Source organism: Microbacterium trichothecenolyticum, assembly GCF_000956465.1.
In the GTDB taxonomy this organism is placed as follows: domain Bacteria; phylum Actinomycetota; class Actinomycetes; order Actinomycetales; family Microbacteriaceae; genus Microbacterium; species Microbacterium trichothecenolyticum.
Window position 1 is genome coordinate 160167 of sequence record NZ_JYJA01000033.1, and the last position, 20967, is coordinate 181133.

The 20967-nt window shown below is 69.0% G+C and carries 17 protein-coding genes and 1 pseudogene; 4 read left to right on the forward strand and 14 right to left on the reverse strand.

Translation table 11 applies throughout. The features are described from left to right. Positions 1-120: 120 nt before the first annotated feature. The 13 genes from RS82_RS09300 to RS82_RS09360 all read right to left on the reverse strand — a co-directional run bounded on the left by RS82_RS09300 (position 121) and on the right by RS82_RS09360 (position 12403). Positions 121-1116, reverse strand: coding sequence for a Gfo/Idh/MocA family protein (locus RS82_RS09300; RefSeq protein WP_045298593.1), 996 nt, complete (start codon positions 1114-1116; stop codon positions 121-123). 2 nt (positions 1117-1118) lie between these two features. Beyond that, entirely contained in the window at positions 1119-1988 is an 870-nt protein-coding gene (locus RS82_RS09305; RefSeq protein WP_045298596.1) for a ThuA domain-containing protein, read from the reverse strand. Positions 1989-2068: 80 nt separating this feature from the next. Continuing rightward, entirely contained in the window at positions 2069-3076 is a 1008-nt protein-coding gene (locus RS82_RS09310) for a sugar phosphate isomerase/epimerase family protein (protein ID WP_045298598.1), read from the reverse strand. A 57-nt stretch (positions 3077-3133) separates the two neighbouring features. Continuing rightward, positions 3134-4324, reverse strand: coding sequence for a Gfo/Idh/MocA family protein (locus RS82_RS09315; RefSeq protein ID WP_211255897.1), 1191 nt, complete (start codon positions 4322-4324; stop codon positions 3134-3136). Next, positions 4321-4737, reverse strand: coding sequence for a C-glycoside deglycosidase beta subunit domain-containing protein (locus RS82_RS09320; protein WP_045298600.1), 417 nt, complete (start codon positions 4735-4737; stop codon positions 4321-4323). The genes RS82_RS09315 and RS82_RS09320 overlap by 4 nt, the downstream gene beginning before the upstream one ends. Positions 4738-4745: 8 nt before the next feature. Next, positions 4746-5528, reverse strand: coding sequence for a nuclear transport factor 2 family protein (locus RS82_RS09325; RefSeq protein ID WP_045298602.1), 783 nt, complete (start codon positions 5526-5528; stop codon positions 4746-4748). A 39-nt stretch (positions 5529-5567) separates the two neighbouring features. Then, positions 5568-6602: a sugar phosphate isomerase/epimerase family protein gene (locus tag RS82_RS09330; RefSeq protein ID WP_045298604.1), complete on the reverse strand. Its 1035-nt coding sequence runs from the start codon at positions 6600-6602 to the stop codon at positions 5568-5570. Beyond that, positions 6599-7705: a sugar phosphate isomerase/epimerase family protein gene (locus RS82_RS09335; protein ID WP_045298606.1), complete on the reverse strand. Its 1107-nt coding sequence runs from the start codon at positions 7703-7705 to the stop codon at positions 6599-6601. Before RS82_RS09335 ends, RS82_RS09330 begins: the two co-directional genes overlap by 4 nt. Then, positions 7702-8097 carry a C-glycoside deglycosidase beta subunit domain-containing protein gene (locus RS82_RS09340; RefSeq protein WP_045298609.1) on the reverse strand — a complete coding sequence of 132 codons (396 nt, stop codon included), beginning with the start codon at positions 8095-8097 and terminating at the stop codon, positions 7702-7704. Before RS82_RS09340 ends, RS82_RS09335 begins: the two co-directional genes overlap by 4 nt. A 49-nt stretch (positions 8098-8146) precedes the next feature. Next, the gene (locus tag RS82_RS09345) at positions 8147-9694 is read right to left on the reverse strand and encodes a GMC oxidoreductase (RefSeq protein ID WP_045298611.1); all 1548 of its coding nucleotides are present in this window, start codon (positions 9692-9694) and stop codon (positions 8147-8149) included. After that, a complete protein-coding gene (locus RS82_RS09350) occupies positions 9691-10485 on the reverse strand; it encodes a TIM barrel protein (RefSeq protein ID WP_045298613.1) in 795 nt (264 codons plus the stop codon). Before RS82_RS09350 ends, RS82_RS09345 begins: the two co-directional genes overlap by 4 nt. A gap of 118 nt (positions 10486-10603) precedes the next feature. Continuing rightward, positions 10604-11440, reverse strand: coding sequence for a carbohydrate ABC transporter permease (locus RS82_RS09355; RefSeq protein ID WP_045298615.1), 837 nt, complete (start codon positions 11438-11440; stop codon positions 10604-10606). Between the two features lie 3 nt (positions 11441-11443). Beyond that, positions 11444-12403 (reverse strand): carbohydrate ABC transporter permease, encoded by a 960-nt coding sequence (locus RS82_RS09360; protein ID WP_045298618.1) that lies wholly within the window; start codon positions 12401-12403, stop codon positions 11444-11446. Positions 12404-12550: 147 nt separating this feature from the next. On the opposite strand from RS82_RS09360, the gene RS82_RS09365 reads away from it, so the two are divergent. From RS82_RS09365 to RS82_RS21810, 4 genes and pseudogenes are all read left to right on the forward strand, one after another. Next, positions 12551-15763, forward strand: coding sequence for a glycosyl hydrolase (locus tag RS82_RS09365; protein ID WP_045298620.1), 3213 nt, complete (start codon positions 12551-12553; stop codon positions 15761-15763). 179 nt (positions 15764-15942) lie between these two features. Continuing rightward, positions 15943-17235, forward strand: coding sequence for an ABC transporter substrate-binding protein (locus RS82_RS09370; protein ID WP_045298623.1), 1293 nt, complete (start codon positions 15943-15945; stop codon positions 17233-17235). Between the two features lie 159 nt (positions 17236-17394). Then, a pseudogene (locus tag RS82_RS09375) lies at positions 17395-19039 on the forward strand (glycoside hydrolase family 3 N-terminal domain-containing protein); the annotation flags it as partial. A gap of 213 nt (positions 19040-19252) precedes the next feature. Next, a complete protein-coding gene (locus RS82_RS21810) occupies positions 19253-19477 on the forward strand; it encodes a fibronectin type III-like domain-contianing protein (RefSeq protein ID WP_245619573.1) in 225 nt (74 codons plus the stop codon). A 1-nt stretch (position 19478) separates the two neighbouring features. Here RS82_RS21810 and RS82_RS09380 read toward each other — a convergent pair whose 3' ends face one another. Continuing rightward, positions 19479-20939: a family 43 glycosylhydrolase gene (locus tag RS82_RS09380; RefSeq protein WP_045298761.1), complete on the reverse strand. Its 1461-nt coding sequence runs from the start codon at positions 20937-20939 to the stop codon at positions 19479-19481. Positions 20940-20967 lie beyond the last annotated feature (28 nt).

Sequence of the window (20967 nt, forward strand, 5' to 3'; positions counted from 1 at the left end):
GGAGAAAGACGACATCCCCTGGCGCACTGCGGCACGGCATGCTCGATCAGGCGCGCTGGCGCCGCTGCACGAGTACGACGATGGCTCCCGATCCGCGGATCGGGAGCCATCGTCGTGTGTTCAGCGAGGCTGAAGTCCCGCAGCGCGATAGACGTCGTCGACGAGTTCCATCGTGGCCACGGCGTCCTGGGCGCGCAGCGGCGTGGCGGCGCCGGAGCCGAGGACCTCCACGAGGTGCTGCAGCTGCGCCACGTAGCTCGATTCACCATCGACGGCCTTCTCATCGATGAGCACGTCCTCCCCCGCGGTGACGCGCAGCGTGGCGCCCCATTGCGGGACGATCACGCTGGTGGCGTGCAGCGTCGCCGAGGATCCGACGATGTGCAGCGACATCTGCCCCTCGTCGTCGCCCAGGAACGACGCGCGCACCCGTGCGGTGATGCCGTCGTCGAACGACAGCACGAAGTCGGTATGCAGGTCGACGCGCGGGTCGTCGTCGTACAGCTCGGCCGACGACGAAAGGACGGCAGCCTCACCGAACGCGGCGCGCAGCAGGTCGATGGCATAGCAGCCGACGTCCATCACCGCTCCACCGCCGAGATCTCCGTTCAGCCGGATATTGCCGGGCCCGACGACGAAGTGAGGGATGCTGAAGTCGATCTCGACGTCCTCGATGTCACCGAGCACGCCCGACCGGATGACCTCCAGCAGACGCTGAGTGAACGAGTGGAGCCGATAGTGGAACCCGACGAACGCCGACCGGCGGTTGGCGCGGGCGGCGTCGGCGATCGCGCGCGCGTCCGTGCCGTTGGCCGCGAGCGGCTTCTCGCAGAGCACGTGCTTGCCGGCATCCAGCGCCGCGACCGCCCACCGCGCGTGGACGGTCGGCGGCAGTGCCACGTACACGAGGTCGACGTCGGGGTTCGTCATGACGCTCGCGTAGTCCCCGGCGGCCTCGATGCCGAACCGGTCCGCGAAGGCGCGGGCGCGCTCGGGGTCGCGCGATCCGACCGCGATGACCTGGACGCTCTCGACGAGAGTCGAAGGCTCCACCATGGCCCGCTCGGCGATGCCGCCTGTCCCGAAGATCCCGACGCGCAGCTGTGAAGCTGTCATGCTCACCCCTCCTTGTTGTAGTACGGCCACGGCAGGAAGCGCCGCTCGCCTCGGCGGTCCGGGCCGTTGAGCGTGATCTCGCCGATCGCGGCCCACTCGACGCCCCGCGGGAACATCCGGATGAACTCGATGCGCCGGAACGTGTCGATGTCGTGCCCGATGGTGATCGTGAAGGAACGGCCCTGGCCGTACTCGTTGATCCACGCGATCGGCTGGTCGGTGTTCATGCCGGGCAGCGCCGCGATCCCCTCCGCGGGGATGGCCACCGGGTAGTGCGACATCGGCCACACCGGGGCCTTCTCATAGGCCTCGAGGTCGTCGAAGGTCGTGAGCAGCACCTGCGCGCCATCCAGGATCTCGACGCCGACGAGGATGTCGTCCCCGGTCACCGTCCACGTCTCGTTGATGCCCTCGGTGATCGCGTGGCGCGGATGGACCGTGCGCAACTGCGCTTCGCCCCACGGCCGGGGCCGCAGTCCCCCGGCAACGGTGAGCCGAGAGCCGCGCATGACGTTGTACTCGTCGGGGTAGCCCCAGTCATCCTCCTGTGCGGCGGAGCCGTGGAACCAGACGATGCCCTTGCCGTCGTCGTGGACGAACTTCAGGAGCGCAGCATCCGTCTCCGCCCCGAAGCCGACGGCCTTCTCGTGGTAGCCGTCGCGGCCCTCGAAGACGACGATGACCACGTCGTACTTGTCGATGATCTCGGCGCCCAGACCGCGGGGGTCCTCAACCACTCGGACGCGGAAGCGTCCGGTGTCTTCGAGCAGCGTCGTCAGCCACTGGTTGTGCTGACGGAAGCTGCGGAACTCGTTGTCGTGCTCGCGGGTCATGTGACCCGACAGGATGAGCACGTCAAGGACGTCGGTCATGCGGACACTCCTTCGTGTGGGGCGGTGCGAAGGCACGCCGAAGAGGGTCCCGGTGCATCCGGGACCCTGCGGGTCGGGGCCTAGTCGGCCTTGGTCGAGAACGCGGCGTCGAACGCCGCAGCGGGAGGCGTGATCGCGTTGAGCTTGCGCACGAACTCGATCGCCTCAGGGGCTCCGTCCAGCCGGTCCATGCCGGCGTCCTCCCACTCGATGGAGGTGGGCCCGTCGTACCCGATCGCGTTGAGTGCGCGGAACAGCGGCTCCCACGGCACGGCGCCGTGTCCGGTCGACACGAACGTCCAGCCGCGACGAGGGTTCGCCCACGGCAGGTGCGAGCCGAGTACGCCGTTGCGGCCGTCGAGGTTGGTGATCGACTCCTTCACGTGCACATGGAAGATGTGGTCTGCGAAATCGAGGACGAAGGCGACCGGGTCGAGCTGCTGCCACATGAAGTGCGACGGGTCGAAGTTGAGGCCGAAGCTCCGGCGGTGCCCGATGGCCTCGAGCGTCGCCTTGGCGGTCCAGTAGTCGTAGGCGATCTCGCTCGGGTGCACCTCGAGGCCGAAGCGCACACCGACCTCTTCGAAGACGTCGAGGATGGGGTTCCACCGGTCGGCGAAGTCCTGGTACCCGGCGGCGATCCACTCGTCGGACGCCGGCGGGAACATCGCGACCGCCTTCCAGATCGACGAACCCGTGAAGCCGTTCACCGTCTTCACGCCCAGCTTCGCGGCGAACCGGGCCGTGTTCTTCATGTCCTCGGCTGCTCGCTGACGCACCCCCTCGGGCTCGCCATCGCCCCATACGCGAGGCGGGAGGATGTCCTTGTGCCGCGCGTCGATGGGGTCGTCGCACACGGCCTGACCGGTGAGGTGGTTCGAGATCGCCCACACCTTCAGGCCGTTGCGCTCGAGGATGTCCTTGCGGGACTGCACGTATTCCGCGTCGTCCCACCGGGACACGTCGATGTGGTCGCCCCAGCAGGCGATCTCGAGGCCGTCGAAGCCCCATTCGCCCGCGAGCCGCGCGACCTCCTCGAACGGCAGATCGGCCCACTGGCCGGTGAAGAGGGTGATCGGACGAGGCATCGAAGCTCCTTCGCTTGTTGTCATGAACCTATCCGGCGATGCGCCGGTGGCAGCGGGTCATCCCGCGCTCGTCTCGGCCACGACCGGCGCACCGACGCGCACCCAGCCGGAGTCGCTCTGCGAGCTCTCCTCGACGGCGGCCAGCACGCGCTGCACCGACAGCCCCTCAGCGAACGACGGGTGCGGGTCGGCGCCCTCGCTGATCGCGGTCACGAGGTCCACGACCTGGTGGCTGAACCCGTGCTCGTAGCCGAGCATGTGGCCGGCCGGCCACCATGCGGCGACGTACGGATGCTGCGCCTCGGTGACGAGGATCCGGGTGAAGCCCTGGGTGGTCTCGGGTGCGGTGCGGTCGTAGAACCACAGCGTGTTCAGGTCCTCGAGATCGAAGCGAAGGGCGCCCTTGTCGCCCGACACCTCGATCGAGAGGTCGTTCTTGCGTCCGGTGGCGAATCGCGTGGCCTCGAACGAGACCAGGGCGCCGGTGGACAGCCGCCCGGTGAAGATGGCGACGTCGTCCACGGTCACCTCGCCCACGCCGTCTGCCGCGGTCCCGGACAGACCCGACCCGGATCCCTGCAGCGGACGCTGCTTCACGATCGTGTCGAGCACGCCCGACACCGCGGTCACGTCAAGGCCCGTCACGAACTGCGTCATGTCGATGATGTGGGCGCCGATGTCGCCGAGCGCGCCCGAACCCGCGTGCTCCTTCTGCAAGCGCCAGGCCAGCGGCATCTCAGGGTCGACGAGCCAGTCCTGACGGTATGCCGCGCGCACGTGAGCGATCCTGCCGACCGCGCCCTGTGCGATCAGATCCCGCAGGAACGTCACAGCCGGGACGCGACGGTAGGTGAACCCGACCATCGACCGAACGCCGCGAGCGGCGGCGCGGGCGGCCGCATCCGCCATGGCCTCGGCCTCTTCGACGGTGTTCGCCAGCGGCTTCTCGCAGAGCACGTGCTTCCCCGCCTCCAATGCCGCGATCGCGATCTCTGCGTGCGAGTCGCCGGGCGTCACGATGTCGACGATGTCGATGTCGTCACGGGCGATCACCTCGCGCCAATCCGTCGCCGATTCGGCCCAGCCCCACTGGGCGGCAGCATCCGCCACCGCCTCGGCATTGCGGCCGACGAGGACGGCCATCTCGATGTCGTCCGGCAGGGAGAACACGTGCGGCGCCTGCCGCCACCCGACCGAGTGCGCGGCGCCCATGAACCCGTAGCCGATCATGGCCACCCGGAGCGTCATGCCAGCACCAGTTCCCGCTCCACCGGTACGCGGTTGGTCACATAGCGGCCGGGGCCGCCGTCGACACCCGGCATGATCTGCATGTACAGCAGGCGCATGGTGAGCACGACCTCCACCGTGATCTTCGCACCGGCCCCCGGCACGTCGTCGAGGTGGATGAGCACGTCCGGACGGTCCGCGACGAACCAGAGGGTGTCGGACTGCTCGGGCAGCTCCTCGACACGGTATTCGCGGCCGCCGAGAGCGAAGCGGATGTTCTCCGTCGGCACCGGAACGCCGTCGACGGATGCCGCCACTCCGTCGACCGCCGAGAGCCAGAGGCTGCGGTACCAGGGCAGCTGCACCGAGACGGCCAGCCCGTCGTCGGTGCGCCGGACGTCCTTCTCGGAGAAGAGGGAGTTATGAGTGGCCATGATGTCTCCTAGGCGAAGGTGTCGGTGAAGTGGTCGTGCGGCACCGGCGGAACGGGCTCGAGCTTCTGCACGGTCTCGGGGCTGTAGGGGTGATTCGTCTCCGGCACCGGCTGGTCTGCCGGCGGCATGAAGACGGGCTTGCCGTCGTCGCCGAAGTACATCAGATCGAGGTCGAAGGCGCCCTGGTTCTTCTGGCCGAAGCTCACCCAGTTCTCCTCGAACGGGGCACGGGCGAGCTCGTAGCAGCGGAACTTCCAGAACTTCCACTCGCCGTCCTGCTTCAGGAAGTCGATCGCGTACTTGCACCACACCCAGTGCGCCCAGACCTTCTTGCCGAGCACCTCCTCCGGTGAGTACATGTCGGGGAACGCCTCCGCGACCGTCGGGTCGGTCAGGCCCGACTCCGTACCGGCCATCAGCCACACGCCCTTGGCGGTCTGCCCGTCGCCGGCGACCTCGATGACGGGAGTCGTGGTGGCGTGGAGGATGAGCTTTCCGACCGGGGACGGCCGGTCGCGGTGGTACCGCGTGACGCTCTCCCACGTGGTGTACTGCCCGGCGTTGGTGTACCGCGCGCGGATGCCCTCGGTACCCTCCTTCACCCAGAGCGGGATGATCTGCTCGTCCTGGAACGCGTTGTGCAGGTACATGTAGCGGTTGAACAGGTTCTCGACCTGGCCCCGATCCTCCGCACGCTGGGCGAGGCGCTGGGCGCCCTCGACCTGCTCACGGAGCCGGGCCACCTCGGCGGCCAGTCCGGCGATGGATGCGTCGACGACGGTGTCGGTCATGTCACTCCTTGTGATCGGCTCGTTCTCGTGCGTGCGCGCTCAGGCCGGCTGGCGCTGCGCGACGGTCTCTTCGATGGCACGCCGCATCAGCGTGTGCTGCTTCTTGACCAGATCGATCGGGTCGGACTCGCCGAGGTCGGAGAAGGCGTGACCCTCCCACTCGCTCGAGAGGTAGCCCTGGTAACCGCCCTCCACGAACTGCTTCACGATGCGCGGGATGTCCATCGCGGGCTCTTCGCCGTCGGCGCCGATGTCGTAGAACTTCGCGTGCACGTGGAAGATCTGCGGCATGATGTCGAGCCACTCCTCCGGCGGCACGAGCCCGTGCATGTTGAAGGCGAGGCGGGTGAAGGGACCGAACCTCAGGAAGTCGACTCCTTCGGCAGTGAGGTAGTCCTCGAACTTCTGGTTGCGCACGTGCATCGGCGTGGGCTCGTGCCAGATCTCGTCCATGACCGAGAAGTGCTTCTCGTCCATGCCCATCTGGCTGAGCGTGCGCAGCAGGGTCGGCGAGAGCGAGTGCATCGTCGACGAGAAGTCCGCGGTGAAGCCCAGGCGATCCGACTGCAGCTCGTCGTACATCTCGCGCATCTGCAGCACGTGGGGGTCATTCGGCCCGGAGGGCGCGTGGATCTCGTACCCGAGCTTCTGGTCGTACTTCTCGGCGAGGGGCAGGAGACTGCGCAGCAGCTCCTTGCCGTGAGAGCGGATGACGACCCTCTTGAAGCCGAGGGTGTGCGCGGTCTTCAGCTGGCGCGCCAGGAACTCGTGCTCCTCGTCGGGTGTCATGTCGCGGTCCTTGCGACGACCCATGTCGAGGTTGGTGCCGACCGCGCTCGGTTCGAGGCCGAACCGCTCGATCGAGTCGAACCAGAGCTTGACGAACGCGTCGTCGACGTCGGGGTAGGTGCGCAGCAGCTGCGCGATGTTGAACTCGATGCCGGGGCCGATGCCCTCTTCGGCGACCGCGGCGATCAGTGTCTCGGGCGTATAGAGGCCCGCCGCGAACTCGCTCGTCATCGAATACAGCGTGGTGCCCAGCTTGATGCCGGTGCCGGCGATTCCGTCGCTCATGCGTGTGCTCCTTCGGTGTTGGGCAGCCAGGCTCCGAGCTGCGTGCGGGCCTCGGCGAGGTCCGTGATCATCCGTGAACCGGCCGCCTCGGCGGCCGAGCGCTGCACAGCCTGCTCGTCCGAGATGATGTCGAACGGGGACTGCCAGTAGTTCCAGTGCCAGCCTTCGTACTCGCTGGAGATGGCCCCGTTGTACCCGTTCTCCACGAGCAGCTTCACGAGGTCGCGCACCGGGACCGATGGCTCTTCGCCGTTCTCGTCGATGCCGAAGAACTTGCCGTGCACGTGCTTGATCCACGGCGCGATCGTGCGCCAGTCATCCACGCGCGCCGGACCGAACAGGCCCGTGCCGTTGATGCCGAAGTCGATCCCGAGGTCGGGGCGACCGTGGCGCGCAGCGAGTCCGATGAATGAGCCGAAGCGCTGGCCGTGGTCGGCCTGATCGGCCGGCGGGCCCTGCTCGTAATAGGTGTTCCAGAGGTCGACGACCTGTCCGAGCAGCTCTTCGGACGCACCGCGGCGACGGTAGGCCTCGATCAGCGACGGGGCGAAGCCGCTGACGGTGGCGCCCCAGTCCATCGTGAATCCGAGGAACGGCGAGCCGACCTTCTCGTAGCGGTCACGCAGCGCGAGGATCCGCGGGTGCGAGGCGTACTGGTCGGCGTGCACCTCGAGGGCGAGGGTGACCCCGTGCGCCTCGGCGATGGGGGCCAGAGCCTCCATCGAGTCCGGTTCGATCGAGATCTGCACGCGCGCGATCGGGAAGCCGAGCTTCGCGGCCGCCTTGATCTGCAGGGTCATGTACTCGATCAGCTCGTCCTGGTTCAGCAGGCGATCACGGTGGATGCCGATGTCGGCGTTGACGGCGAGCGAGGTCGTCACGAGCCCGACTTCGTCGATCAGATCGCGGAACCAGCCCGCGTACGCATCGTCGATCGCCGGGAAGCCGCGGAAGCTGGAGAAGCCGATGATCTCGAGGCCCGGTCCGAACCCGTCCGCCGCCGTCTTGCGGATGAGTCCCTCGAGGTCGTACTCCCGGCCATGGAACGCCCGGGTGAAGCTGTACAGGGTCACGCCCTGGATCGGAGTGCCGAGCGCGGTCATGCCGCCACCGCCTTCATGGTCTTGGTGTTCTTCTCGTCGATGTGCAAGGTCTCGGTGTCGGAGATGATGATGTACGGGATGTAGAGGGTGAGCCCGACCGTCACCTCGTGCTCGGCGTCCGCCTCGATGTCGAGGTCTCCCGAGAGCACGGCCGAATCCGTCGGGAACCACCACTCGTCGATGTTCGTGCGCAGCTCGTCGAACGTGAACTCAGCGCCGTTCATCTCCCAGCGCAGCGACTCCGCGGGGGCGGTCTTGCCGTCGATCGTCAGCTCTGCGCCGGCGATGCAGGACCCCGGCAGGGCCCGGTACCAGGGCAGCCGGACCTCGACCGCGGCACGCGGTCCGTCGGTCCGCAGCGTGCCCTGCTCGATGATGCGATCGGGGATCACAGTTCTCTCCTGACTACTTTGTCTTAGTTTCTACACTGTAATGTCTGAATCAGACAGAAGCAAGATCTGCGGTGATCTCATCGGCGATATGCCGTGCACCGCGGACCGCCAGCGCGACGCCCGTGAGCGTCGGGTTGCAGGCCGTGGCCGTCGGGATGACGCCGTTGCCCGCGACGAAGAGCCCGGGCGCTCCCCAGACTTCGCTGTCGGGCGAGCACACGCTCGCGCCGTCGTCGGCCAGACCCATGCGAACGGTGCCCTGATAGTGCAGCGACGCTCCGAGCGGCATCACGAACGGGCGGTCGTCGAGGGGGTCGCCGATCGCCTTCCCCAGGCGCACGATCTCGGCCTTGGCCCGGTCGATCGTCGCGTGGTCGCGGTCGCTCAGCGTGTAGTGCAGCTGCATCGCGGGCATCCCGTAACCGTCGACATCGCTGTCCGAGAACGCCACGCGGTCCGAGGCCTGGAGGTCCTTCGCGCAGAACAGCCCCAGCCCCACGATCGAGCCCGGCGCCGCAGGGTCGTCGTCGGCGAGCTTCACCGGAGACGCGTCGAGCTGCATGACCTGGCCGTGGAAGGGCATGTCGTCGGTGAACGGCACCCACGTCACCCCGGTGTATTCGCTCAGGCCGGTCTGCGGGACACCGTCCGCATCGACCACGGGGGTGAAGTCGCGCATGCGCACGGCGAACACGATCTGCGCCTGGTCGTTGAGATACCGGCCGAGGGCATCGGGACGGATGCCGGAGGCCCAGAGCAGCTGCGGCGTCCGCAGCGCGTCGGCGGCGACCACGACGAAGCGGGCGCGCACATCGCGCCGTTCTCCCGTCCGGACGTCCGTGACGACCACGCCGGCGGCCCGGCCGTCCTCGACCAGCACGCGGGTCACGAGGGACTCGTCGAACAGCGTGAAGTTCGGGTTTCCGCGGGTGATGTCTCCGAGAACGACATCCGAACCCGACCACACCAGCGGCCCGTCGTCGCGGCGATGCACCGCGAGCGGCATCCGCTGCACGCGCTCATCCGCATCCCGATGAGCGTCCTCCACCGCGGCGAGCCGCTCGCGCACGATCCCCGCATAAGGTGACGCATCGAACGCGTCGGTGGTGACCCCGAGCAGTCGCTCCCCCTCCGAGAGCAGCTCGTCGAGCTCGCCCGTCTCGTCGAGGAAGCCGATGCGCTCGCTGTCATTCGGCCGGGGGCAGGCCCCCGTCCAGTGCGCGGCCATGCCTCCGACGTTGCTCGAGAACGCAGCGACCGGCAGACCGTCCTCGCCGTCCGCCTGATAGCCGGACTCGAGCAGGTAGGTGCCCGGGCGCGCGCGCCGTTGGGCGGACTTCACGATGCCGCCGACACGGTCGTCGTCCTCGCGAGCGTGCGGCCCCTCCGACCGGCGCTGAGCGTGGGCACGCTCGTCGGCGTCCGCGATGTTCTTCACGTGCGCCCCGGGCGGGTCCGACACGGTGGGGCCGACCTCGAACATCGCGATGGTCGCCGATGACGCCCGCTCGCTCAGGATTCGGGCATAGGTCGCGCCGGCCGGGCCGCTGCCGACGATCGCGACGTCGACCTGCGCGGGGTATACGCGGGTGCTCATGCCGAGGCCGCCAAGGCGGCGATGTGCTTCACCGACTCCGCCGACGCCGTCTGCGGGTAGTACTCGAGCCCGATCGGGCCGTCGTAGCCGCTCGCACGAAGGATGCGAAGGCGCTCGGGCCAGTCGAGGTCGCCAGTACCGGGCTCACCCCTCCCGGGCGCGTCCGCGAGCTGCACGTACCTGATCAGGTCGCCGCCGTTGGCGAGCTCCGCTTCCATGTCCTCGCCCTCGACGGCCGAGTGGTAGATGTCGTACAGCACGCCGAAGAACGGCGAGTCGACGCCGCGCGCGACATAGACGCCCTCGCTCGTGCGGTCCAGGAGCGATCCGGGGTGATCGACCCGCACGTTGACGGGCTCGAGCACGAGCGTGATGCCCGAGCCGTCGATCTGCGCGATGGCCTTCTGGTAGATCTCGATGAGCTTGTCGAGCTGCACCTGGCGCTTCCAGCCGCCGAAGCCGGTTCCGCTGCCGACCACCAGGCGGGGTGTCCCGAGGAAGTGCGCGATCTCGACGCCCTCGTCGAGCTTGCGGAAGAACTCCGAGTGATCCCACGGCGGGATCATGAACTGCGTGCGCGGCTCCGAAAGCTGCGCGGTCAGCTGCGTGCCGGTCTCTTCGAGCGCGGCCTTGAGAGCGGGAAGGTCCTTGGGCGTCGACGGCGCGTCGACCCCTGTCGGCCCCCACATCTCGACGGCGTCGAAGCCGGCGGCCGCCGCCGCGCGCACGCGGTCGTGGTAATCGCCCGCCTCGGTGAAGAGGAGTTCGATGTTGGGTGCGAGCTGATACATGTGGTCTCCGTCGGAGGTCGGAACAAGGTGGTCGTGGGCGGCATGCACCGGAACCCGCTGACGCGGGCACCTGCGCTCGACGATCCGGCCGCTCTCGAATCGAGTCGGATCCCGGCGGCTAGCCCTTCAGGCCGCCGGCGAAGCCCTGGATGAACTTCTTCTGGGCGGCCATGTAGAAGATCAGGATGGGGATCATCGAGATGATCACCACCGCGAAGATCTTGTTCCAGGCCGAGACGAGCCCGCCGACGTACGTGTACATCGCGACCGGCAGCGTCTGGGTGGTGGAGCCGCCGAGGAAGATCAGCGAGTTGAAGAAGTCGTTCCAGACGATCAGGCCCGCGAGGATCGCGACCGTGCCGGTCGCCGGAGCCATCAGCGGCAGCACCACGCGGAAGAACGCCTGCGTCGGCGAAGCCCCGTCGATCACGGCGGCCTCCTCGTACTCGGTCGTGAGCCCCCGGAAGAAGCTGGCATAGAGGAAGACGGAGAGCGGAAGCAGGATGCCGATCCACAGCAGGATCATTCCGAGGGCGTTGCCGGTGAGCCCGACGGTGCGCGCGCCGATGTACAGCGGGACGGTGCCGAGCTGCGCGGGCAGGATGATCGCGATGAGCACGAGGTAGAAGGTGACGTTCGTCCACGCCCGGGTGCGACGGGTGATCACGTACGCGGCGACCGAGCCGAAGAGCACGAGACCGGCGATGGCGCCCGCGGTGATGATGGCGCTGTTCAGAATCGCCATCGGGATGCTGTCGCGCCCACCCGTGGTCAGCACCTCGATGAAGGCACCGAAGTCGAGCGATGTGGTCGGAGCGACCGCACTGGTCGTGAAGGCCTCCTTGTCGGACTTCAGGGCCGTGTTGATCAGGAAGTAGAAGGGCAGCAGGCCGATCAGCGCGACGATCCAGATGAGGACTTCGCGGAGTGCCGTGAGCTTGGTGTACCGGAACATGGATCAGGCCTTTCGCGCGGCGTCGCGGTCGCGGGTCGCGTACTGCTGGAGGATGGCGAAGACGAGGATGATGACGGTCAGCACGAGGGCGAGCGCCGAGCCGAATCCGAACTGGCCGAGCGAGAACGCCTGTTTGTAGACCTGCGTGGCGAGAGTCTCGGTCGCCCCCGCCGGCCCTCCGCCGGTGAGCGCGAGGATCTGGTCGAAGATCCGCAGGCCCTGGATGATGCCGAGTGTCGACGCGATCGCGATCGAGGGGCGGATGCCGGGAACCGTCACGTGCCAGAAGCGCTTGAAGATCCCGGCGCCGTCCAATGCAGCCGCCTCTTCGAGCTCGACCGGCACCGACGCGAGACCGGCGAGGTAGATGACCATGACGAAGCCCGTCTGCTGCCAGACGACCGTGAGCAGGATCGCCCAGATCGACCACGTGGGGTCTGCGAGCCAGACCTTCTGCAGTTCAGGCAGTCCGATCGCCGCGAGGAACCCGTTGAGCGGCCCGTTGAACTGGAAGATGAACTTCCAGACATACGCGACGGCGAGCGGGCTCAGCACGACAGGCATGAAGAGGAGCGTGCGGAGGATGTAGCGGGTCTTGAGGGTGCGATTTATCGCGAGCGCGAACCCGAGGCCCAGGATGTTCGTGAGGATCACCGAGCCGAACGCGAGGAACAGCGTGTTCCAGACGGCGCCCACCAGGAGCGGGTCGTTGAAGATGCGCGCGAAGTTGTCGAGCCCGACGAACTCCCAGTCGCCGAGGCCCGTCCAGTTCGTGAAGGCGAAGAAGCCGCCTGTCAGTGTCGCCGCGTAGTGCACGAAGACGACCATGATGATGGCCGGCACCGCCCACCACCAATGGCCGAAGCTGATCAGCGGCTTGCGGCCGCGAGGACGCGGGGTGCGCCGCGCTCCGGGAGGCACGGTGAGTGTGCGAGTGGCATCCTTCTCGATCGTCACTGTCATCTGCTCTCTGACCTCGTCGTCACGCGCCCTCGTCGGCGCCTGAGAAGACCCTCCCACACTTGTGTCGAAAGCACACATTAGTATCAGCGATATCGGCTATAAGTGGTGCGGACGCCACCCTTCAGGCGTCGAGAAGAGGATGGATCCATGACCGATCCGCTCTGGCAGGACTTCCTCGAGCCGCCCGACGGGGCCCGGCCTCGCGCCTGGTGGCACTGGATGGACGGCAACGTCGACCCCGCCGGCGTGCGCCGCGACCTGCGCTGGCTGCACGCGATCGGCGTGAGAGGGGTGCAGCTGTTCGACGGAGCCATGGGCGGTCCTCTCATCGTGCCGGCGGCGGTCCGGCCCGGATCGACGACCTGGCGCCGCGCGATCGCGTCGGCTGTCGAGACCGCGGATGAGCTGGGGATGGAGCTCGCCGTCGCGACCTCGTCGGGATGGAGCGCCTCGGGCGGCCCGTGGGTCGCGCCCGCGGATGCGATGAAGAAGCTCGTGTGGTCCGAGACGCCCCTCGAGGGCGGCGGTCGTCGCATCGTCGAACTCGCGGCCCTGCCGGACGTCCCGGGCCTCTTTCAGGATTGCCGGCGCTGGGGCCTCGCCGCCGATGCGCCGCGATGGGCGACCGATTCCGTCGTCCTGGCCGTGCCGGCGGACCCGGTTCACGTGGCGCACCGACCCGCGGAGGTGGTGGCATCCGCAGTCCTTCCGGGAGCTGCCCCCAGGCGCGTGGAGGACTGGGGATGCCTCGTCGACGGCTCGTTCGACGGATCGGTGCTTCTTCCCCGTGATCCCGAAGCGACGTCGTCGGCGTGGGTCGAGCAGATCTTCGACGAGCCGGTGACGGTGCGCTCGGCCGTCGTCGGGCTGCCGGGGCCGCGCGGATTCGGCGCCGCCCCGCCCCCGAGCGCCGTGCTCGAGGCGAGCGACGACGGCGTGACGTACCGGGAGGTCGCCGTGCTGCCGGTGACGACCGTCCCGGCACGCACGGTGAGCTTCGCGGCCACGACCGCGCGGCGCTTCCGGCTGGTGCTGACCGGCGCGAGCGCGGCGGAGGTGCTGCCGGCGCTGGACGAGGGCGTGCGGGTTCCCCCCGTTCTGCGCCGCATGTCGGAGTTCGTCGTGTCCGAGTTCGCGTTGCGCGCAGCCGGCCGCGTGCATCACGCGGAGGTCAAGGCGGGGTTCGGCGTCGTGCCCGACTACTACGCGGTCGGCACCGATGCGCGCATCCGCGCAGGCTCCGTCGATCCGGACGCGATCGTCGACGTCACGTCGTCGGTCGCCGACGGCGTCCTGCGGTGGGATGCTCCGCCCGGGCTCTGGACCATCCTGCGGCTCGGGGCGTCGCTCACGGGTCAGACCAACGGCCCCGCGTCGCCGGAGACCACCGGACTCGAGGTCGACAAGCTCGACGGGCCGCGGGTCTCGGCGTATCTGGACGAGCACCTCGCGCGCTTCGGCGCGGATGACGGCTTCGCCGCACTCCTCAGCGACAGCATCGAGGCGGGTCCGCAGAACTGGACGGACGCATTGTTGGGCCGCTTCGCCGACGCGAGGGGCTACGACCCGCTCCCCTGGCTTCCGGCTCTCGCCGGCTTCATCGTGCGCACCGCGTCTGACTCCGATCGGTTCCTCTACGACTACCGCCGCACGATCTCCGAACTGCTCGCGAGCGAGTACTACGGCACACTGGCGGCCGCGGCCCACGCGCGCGGCATGGTGTACTACGCCGAAGCGCTCGAAGATCAGCGCCCGCAGCTCGGGGACGACCTCGCGATGCGCGCGCACGCCGATGTGCCGATGGGCGCGATGTGGACCTTCCTGCCCGAGCACGGGCCGCGCCCCACCTATGTCGCCGACCTCAAGGGCGCGGCATCCGTCGCCCATGTCCATGGCAAGGCGTGGACCGGCGCGGAGGCGTTCACGAGCTTCGATCGTCCCTGGTCGTCGACGCCTCGGAGCCTCAAGCACGTCGCCGATCTTCAGCTCGCGCTGGGCGTGACGCGGTTCTGCATCCACACCTCGCCGCACCAGCCGCTCGCCGCGCCCCCGCCTGGCATCTCGCTCGCGCCGTTCCTCGGGCAGGCCTTCACCGTCAACGAGACATGGGCCGGCGACGCCGGTCCATGGATCGACTACCTGGGACGCTGCTCGGCGGTTCTCTCGTCGGGTGAACCCGCCGTGGACGTCGCGTACTTCGTCGGCGAGGAGGCGCCGGTCACCGCGCTGTTCGGCGGGCGGTTCGACGACGCGGTTCCCGTGGAGGTCGACTTCGACTACGTGGGCAAGGACGGCCTCGCGCTGCTCAGCATGGAGGACGACCGGCTCGCCTCGGCCGGGGCGCGGTATCGACTCCTGTATCTCGGCGGATCGAGCGATCACATGACGATCGCAACCCTGCGCCACGTCGCGCGGCTGCTGGACGCGGGGGCGACGGTCGTGGGCGTCCGCCCGGACCGATCGCCGTCGCTCGCCGATGACGACGCCGAGTTCGCACGACTGTGCGATGGGGTGTGGACGCTGCCCCGTACCCGGGGGCGCGTGCTGCCGACCCGCGACCTCGGCGCCGCACTGACGGAGCTCGGCGTAAAGCCCGCGATCGGACTGGATGACACGGAGGTGCGACGCATCGCGCGCATCGTCGGCGGCCGCCGCATCATGTTCGTGGCGAATCCGGACGATCGCGAGCGGACGTTCGTCGCGACGAGCCGGGTCGGCCTCGCGGCGTGGGACCCGGTGACCGTGCAGGCGCTGCACCTGGCGCCGCTCGATCCATCGGGCGAAGGCGAGCGGCGATACGCGGTGCGGCTCCCCGCATTCGGGTCGCTGTTCCTCGTGGAGGATCCCGGCGCCGGCACCCGGAGGGTCGATCTCGTCGACGTGCCGGTGCGGGGCGGCTGGACGCTCGAGCTCCCCGATGCGGCACCGCTCACGCTCGGACCAGAACCGCGATTGTGGACGGATGCCGACTCCGTCGCCGCGGGATTCTCAGGCACCGCCACGTACAAGGTCACCGCGAAGCTCCACCTGCCCGCAGACGCCACGCGCGTGCTCCTGGACCTCGGCGACACCTTCGACCTGGCTCGCGTCAGGGTCAACGGAGTGGACTGCGGCGTCGCCTGGACGCCGCCGTTCCGCATCGACGTGAGCGGCGCCGTCCGCACGGGAACGAACGAGATCGAGGTGCACGTCACCAACCCGTGGCGCAACCGGCTCATCGCCGAGTCGGCCGCGCCGAGCGGTGAGATGTCCACGCCGATGACGCGGGTCTTCGAGCCCACCGCACGCCGCTCGCCGGCCGGGCTGGCGGGACCGGTGCGATTCGTCGCCGAGCGGCCGCAGCATCCGTCCTCGTCCTGAGGTGCGTGATCGACGACGAGTGCGATCGAACAGCTCCCGGAAGGGGATCAGCGAGCCAATTGCCGCGCATCAGCATTACTAATGTCAGAAATCTACATATCGTGCGAGGCTTGAGGTGCGGCCCCGAGGCCGAGCCAGCGTCCCGATGCTGGTGACAACGACGTCATGAAAGGGTAGAAATGCCACAGCACTCACGCATTCGGCACCTCCGGTGGTCGCTCCTCGCGATCCCTGCGGCGGGTGCACTCGTCCTCGCCGGCTGTTCCGGCTCCACCGACGGTGGCGACAGCTCAGCCGATCCGGACACCGTCGGATTCAGCCTCATGGTCGCCCAGGCGAACGACGCCGACGACTTCTACGCCCAGACCGCGCAGAAGTACACCGAAGAGACCGGCGTCCCGATCGAAGTCATCCCCTACCCGTCGGATGCCTACAACACCCAGGTCACGACCCAGCTTCAGGCAGGCAACGCGGCCGACATGATGGTCCTCGCGCCCGGCACCGGGCAGCCGATCTCGGTCATCACTCTCGCCGACGCGGGCTTCCTCGAGCCGCTCGACGACACCGCCGCGGGCCTGCTGCCCGCCGGCAGCGAGGCGGAGTTCCAGATCGACGGGAAGACGTACGCCCAGCCGACCGCGCTCACCCCCGTCGGGATGGTGTTCAACGTGACCGCGGCCGACGAGGCAGGCGTCACCGAGTATCCCTCGACGTACGAAGACCTCCTGGCCGCGTGCGCTGACGCGCGGGAGGCGGGCAAGTCGTTCACCGTTCTCGCCGGCGGCGTCTCGTTCAACACCGGGCTCATCTCGATGCTGATCTCGGCGACCCGCGTGTACGCCCAGACGCCGGACTGGAACGAGCAGCGCGCAGCCGGTGACGTCACGTTCGCCGACAGCGGCTGGAAGGACGTCCTCGACGACATCGTCGAGATGAACGACAAGGGCTGCTTCCAGGATGGCGCCGCGGGCGGCACGTTCGACTCGATCACCCAGGGGATGGGAGGCGGGACGTCTCTGACGGCCGCCGTTCCCGGCAGCGCCGCCGCCTCGATCGGCGACGCCACCGGCGCCGAGCTCAACGTGCAGGCGTTCCCGCCCGCCGACGGCGAGAAGGCCTTCACCGTCACGGGCGCCAACTACGCGTGGGGGATCAACGCCGCGTCGGACGACGCCGTGAAGGCGTCCGCGCAGGCCTTCCTCGACTGGGTCGCCCAGCCGGAGAACGCCAAGGCGTACGCCGACCTCTCGGGTTCGGTGCCGATCACGGGCATCGACACCGAAACGCTCCTTCCGGAGTACGCGCCGATCGGCGACCTGCTCGCGAACGGCGACTACGCGGGCCTGCCGAACGCGACGTGGCCGAACCCCGCCGTCTACGACGCCCTCGGCGTCGGCGTGCAGGGCCTCTTGACCGGTCAGAAGACGGTCGACCAGGTGCTGGCCGACATGGACGCCGCCTGGGACCAGTGATCCCACGGGATCAGCGGTGAACGATGCCGCCCGGGGCCTCGCGCCCCGGGCGGCATCGTCATGACCGGCGTCCGAGAACGACGCGACGCCGAACCCGATCCACCCCCCAAGGAGCCTGACGTGAACCGATCCGCCCGCGTGCAGCGGCTGCTCGCCGAGATGACCCCGGCCGAGAAGCTCGGCCAGCTGCAGATCGTGTTCCGTCCGCGGCACGACGATGTCGCAGAGCTCATTCGCGAGGGCCTCGGCTCGATCTTCTGGCCCCGCTCGGCGGCGGCGACCAACGCGCTGCAGCGGATCGCCGTCGACGAGACCCGCCTCGGCATCCCCGTGCTCGTCGGGCTCGACGTCATCCACGGGCAGCGCACGATCGCGCCCGTCCCGCTCGCGCAGGCCGCGAGCTTCGACCCTTCGCTCGTCGAGGAGCTCGCCGCGCTCGCGGCCGCCGAAGCACGCTCGGGCGGCGTCACGTGGACCTTCTCCCCCATGGTCGACGTCTCCCACGATCCGCGCTGGGGCCGCGTGGTCGAGGGGTTCGGCGAGGACGTCCACCTCACCGGGGTCTTGGGCCGGGCGATGGTGCGCGGCTACCAGGGCGACGACCTCGCCGGCCCACACGCGATCGCCGCGACCGCGAAGCACTTCGTCGCCTACGGTCAACCCGAGGGCGGCCGCGACTACAACGCGGTCGACGTGTCGGAACACCGGCTGCGCAACATCTATCTCGAGCCCTTCCGCGCGGTCGTCGACGAGGGCGCGGCCGCGGTCATGGCGTCGTTCAACACCGTCGCCGGGGTGCCGATGCACGCCAACCGGCAGCTGATGACCGGGGTGCTCAAGGACGAGTGGGGGTTCCCCGGCGTCGTCGTGGGCGATGCCGAGGGCGTGCGCAACCTGCTTCCGCACGGCATCGCCGAGGATCTGACGGATGCCGCGTCCCAGGCGTTCCGCGCCGGTCTCGACGTCGAGATGGACGGAGCTCCTTCGGAAGTCGCCGACGCCCTGCTGTCAGCGATCGACCCCGCGCGCCTCGACGACGCCGTCGCCCGCGTGCTCGCACTCAAGGAGTCGCTCGGTCTCTTCGCCTCTCCGTACGCGAGCGAGGCCGACGAGCTCACCGCCCCGACCGCCACGGGGCGGGCACTCGTGCGGCGAGCCGCCGCCCGGTCGTCGGTGCTGCTCAAGAACGACGGGACGCTGCCGCTCGGCGCACCCGCCCGCGTGCTGCTGACGGGCCCTTACGCCGACTCGACCGATCACCTCGGCGCCTGGACGCAGTCCTTCGGCGCGGATGCAGGGACCATCGCCGACGAGTTCGCCGCGCGTCGGCCAGGCGTGGACCTGCGGGTCGTCCCCGGCGTCGGCTTTCTGGGCGACGACGACGCCGGCATCGCGGACGCCGTCGCGGCGGCGGCGGAGAGCGACATCGTGATCGTCCTCGCGGGAGAGCCGAGCGCCCTCTCGGGCGAGGCGGCCTCCCGCAGCGACCTGCGGCGTCCCGTTCGCCGTCGTCCTCGAGACCGGTCGCCCCCTCGTCGTCTCCGACTGGATCGATCTCGCGAACACGGTCGTCGTCGCCTGGCACGGCGGCACCGAGGCCGCCGGGGCGATCGTCGACGTGATCCTCGGCGACGCCGAGCCCGCCGGGCGCCTTCCGATGTCGTGGCCGCGATCGGTCGGTCAGATCCCGATCCGCTACGCGCACGAGAACACCGGGCGGCCCGCGACGACGGGAGGCTCTCTCACCACCGAGACCGCCGACATCGGCCTGCACGGCCCCGCGAACGTGCAGGACAAGTACACCTCGAAGTACCTCGATCTCGAGCTCGGCCCGCAGTTCCCCTTCGGCCACGGCTCGGGTTACGCGACGTTCGCGCACGCGCGGGCCACGCTGTCCGCTTCCTCGATCAGCGGCGCCGACCTCGACGCCGGCGCGACGCTGTCGTTGTCGCTCGAGGTCGCCAACACGTCGGCGCGCACGGGCGACGAGGTCGTGCAGGTCTACGTCGAGGATGTCGTGGCGAGCATCGCTCCTCCCGTCCGTCGGCTCGTCGCGTTCGAGCGCAGGACCATCGAGCCCGGCCGCACCGCGGTGTTCGAGTTCGAGATCGGCCCCGATCAGCTCGGCTTCTGGACGACGACCGGCGCGACGCCGGAGTTCGTCGCGGAGCCCGGCCTCTTCCGCCTGCACGTCGGTGCGACGCTCACCTCGACTCAGGCCGTCGAGCTTCGGGTCGTCTGACTCAGCGCAGGGGCCGGTACCGGAAGTCGCGGAACCGCGCCATACCTGCGCCGGCCGCGTAGAGCGCCGGGCGCAGGCTCAGCAGGTCGCCCATCGTGTTGGCGTGGTACCCCGACGTCTCGTAGCGGATCGCGTGCCGCACCCACTCAGCGCCGGGCTCGCGGTACCAGCCCGTGACGATGTGCTCGTCGTTGCGGATCCGCAGCTGCAGGCGACGCACGGCGGGCGCCGGCTCGCGCCAGTGCGTGACGTGGCCGCCCGAGTAGCTCCTCATCCGTTCGCCGTCGATCCCCATCCCGCAGAACAGCCGGTCGTTGAAGAAGAGCAGCAGCCCGCCCTCGGCCCCGTCGATCTCGACGTCGACCTCGACCTCGTACGAGTGGTCGCCGACGACGAGTGCGAGCGGCGACGTGTCGCCCGGCCCCGTTCCCTTGCCCGCGAGCACGAGGCCGTCGTCGAGCGTCAGACGCGCGGCCTCGCCGGGCGAAGGGGCATGGAACGTCCACCGCTCCCCCAGTCGCAGCGCGGCGAAGTCGTCGTCGAACCCGCGAGACGGGGAGGGGACGGATGCCGCGGCCGGGGCATCCAGCTCGCCTCCGATGTCGTCCAGCGCGGCGGCAGGCCAGCCATCCTCGGTCCACGCGATGGGCTCGAGCAGGATCTGGCGACCGAGTGTGCGATACCCGTTCTCGTAGCCGTGCGACACCATCCACCAGCTGCCTTCGCCGGTGGGGAGGATCGTCGCGTGTCCCCGCGACCACCACTTCTCAGCGGCCTGCTCGGTGCGGGCGACGGGGTTGTGCGGACTGTTCTCCCACGGCCCGTGGACCGAGCGGGACCGCGCCACGATGACCATATGCCCGGTCGGCGGCCCGCCCGTGCCGCCGACGGCGCTCACGAGATAGAACCATTCGCCGCGGCGGAAGAGCTTGGGTCCTTCGAGCGCGTACGCCTCTGTGATCCACTCCTCGGGGTAACGCCAGCCGTCGTACACCTTCTCCAGCTCGCCGACGGTGGCGAGTCCGTCGTCGGTGAGACCGATGCGGCGGATGCCGTTGACGAAGAGGTAGCGCTTGCCGTCCTCGCCGACCACGTGCCCCGGGTCGATCGCCCACCGGATGCCCAGGTCGATCGGGTCCGACCATGGGCCTTCCATCGAGTCGGCGTGGATGACGAAGATCGCCGGTGCATCGAGTGCCGACCACGTCGCGGGGATGAACGGGATGTAGATGAAGAAGCGCCCGTCGACCTCTGCGATGTCGACCGCGAACGTGCTGCCGAGCGGCTCGGCGAGCGCCGACCCCGCGTAGGTCCAGTTCACGAGGTCCGGTGAGCGATAGAGCAGGAGACCCGGCGCCGACTCGAACGACGAGTACGTCATCCAGTACTCGTCGCCGACCTTGATGACAGCGGGGTCGGGCCGGTCTCCGCCGAGGACGGGGTTGACGAAGGTCGGCGGCATCCGCTCACTCTCCACGATCTTCTCCTGC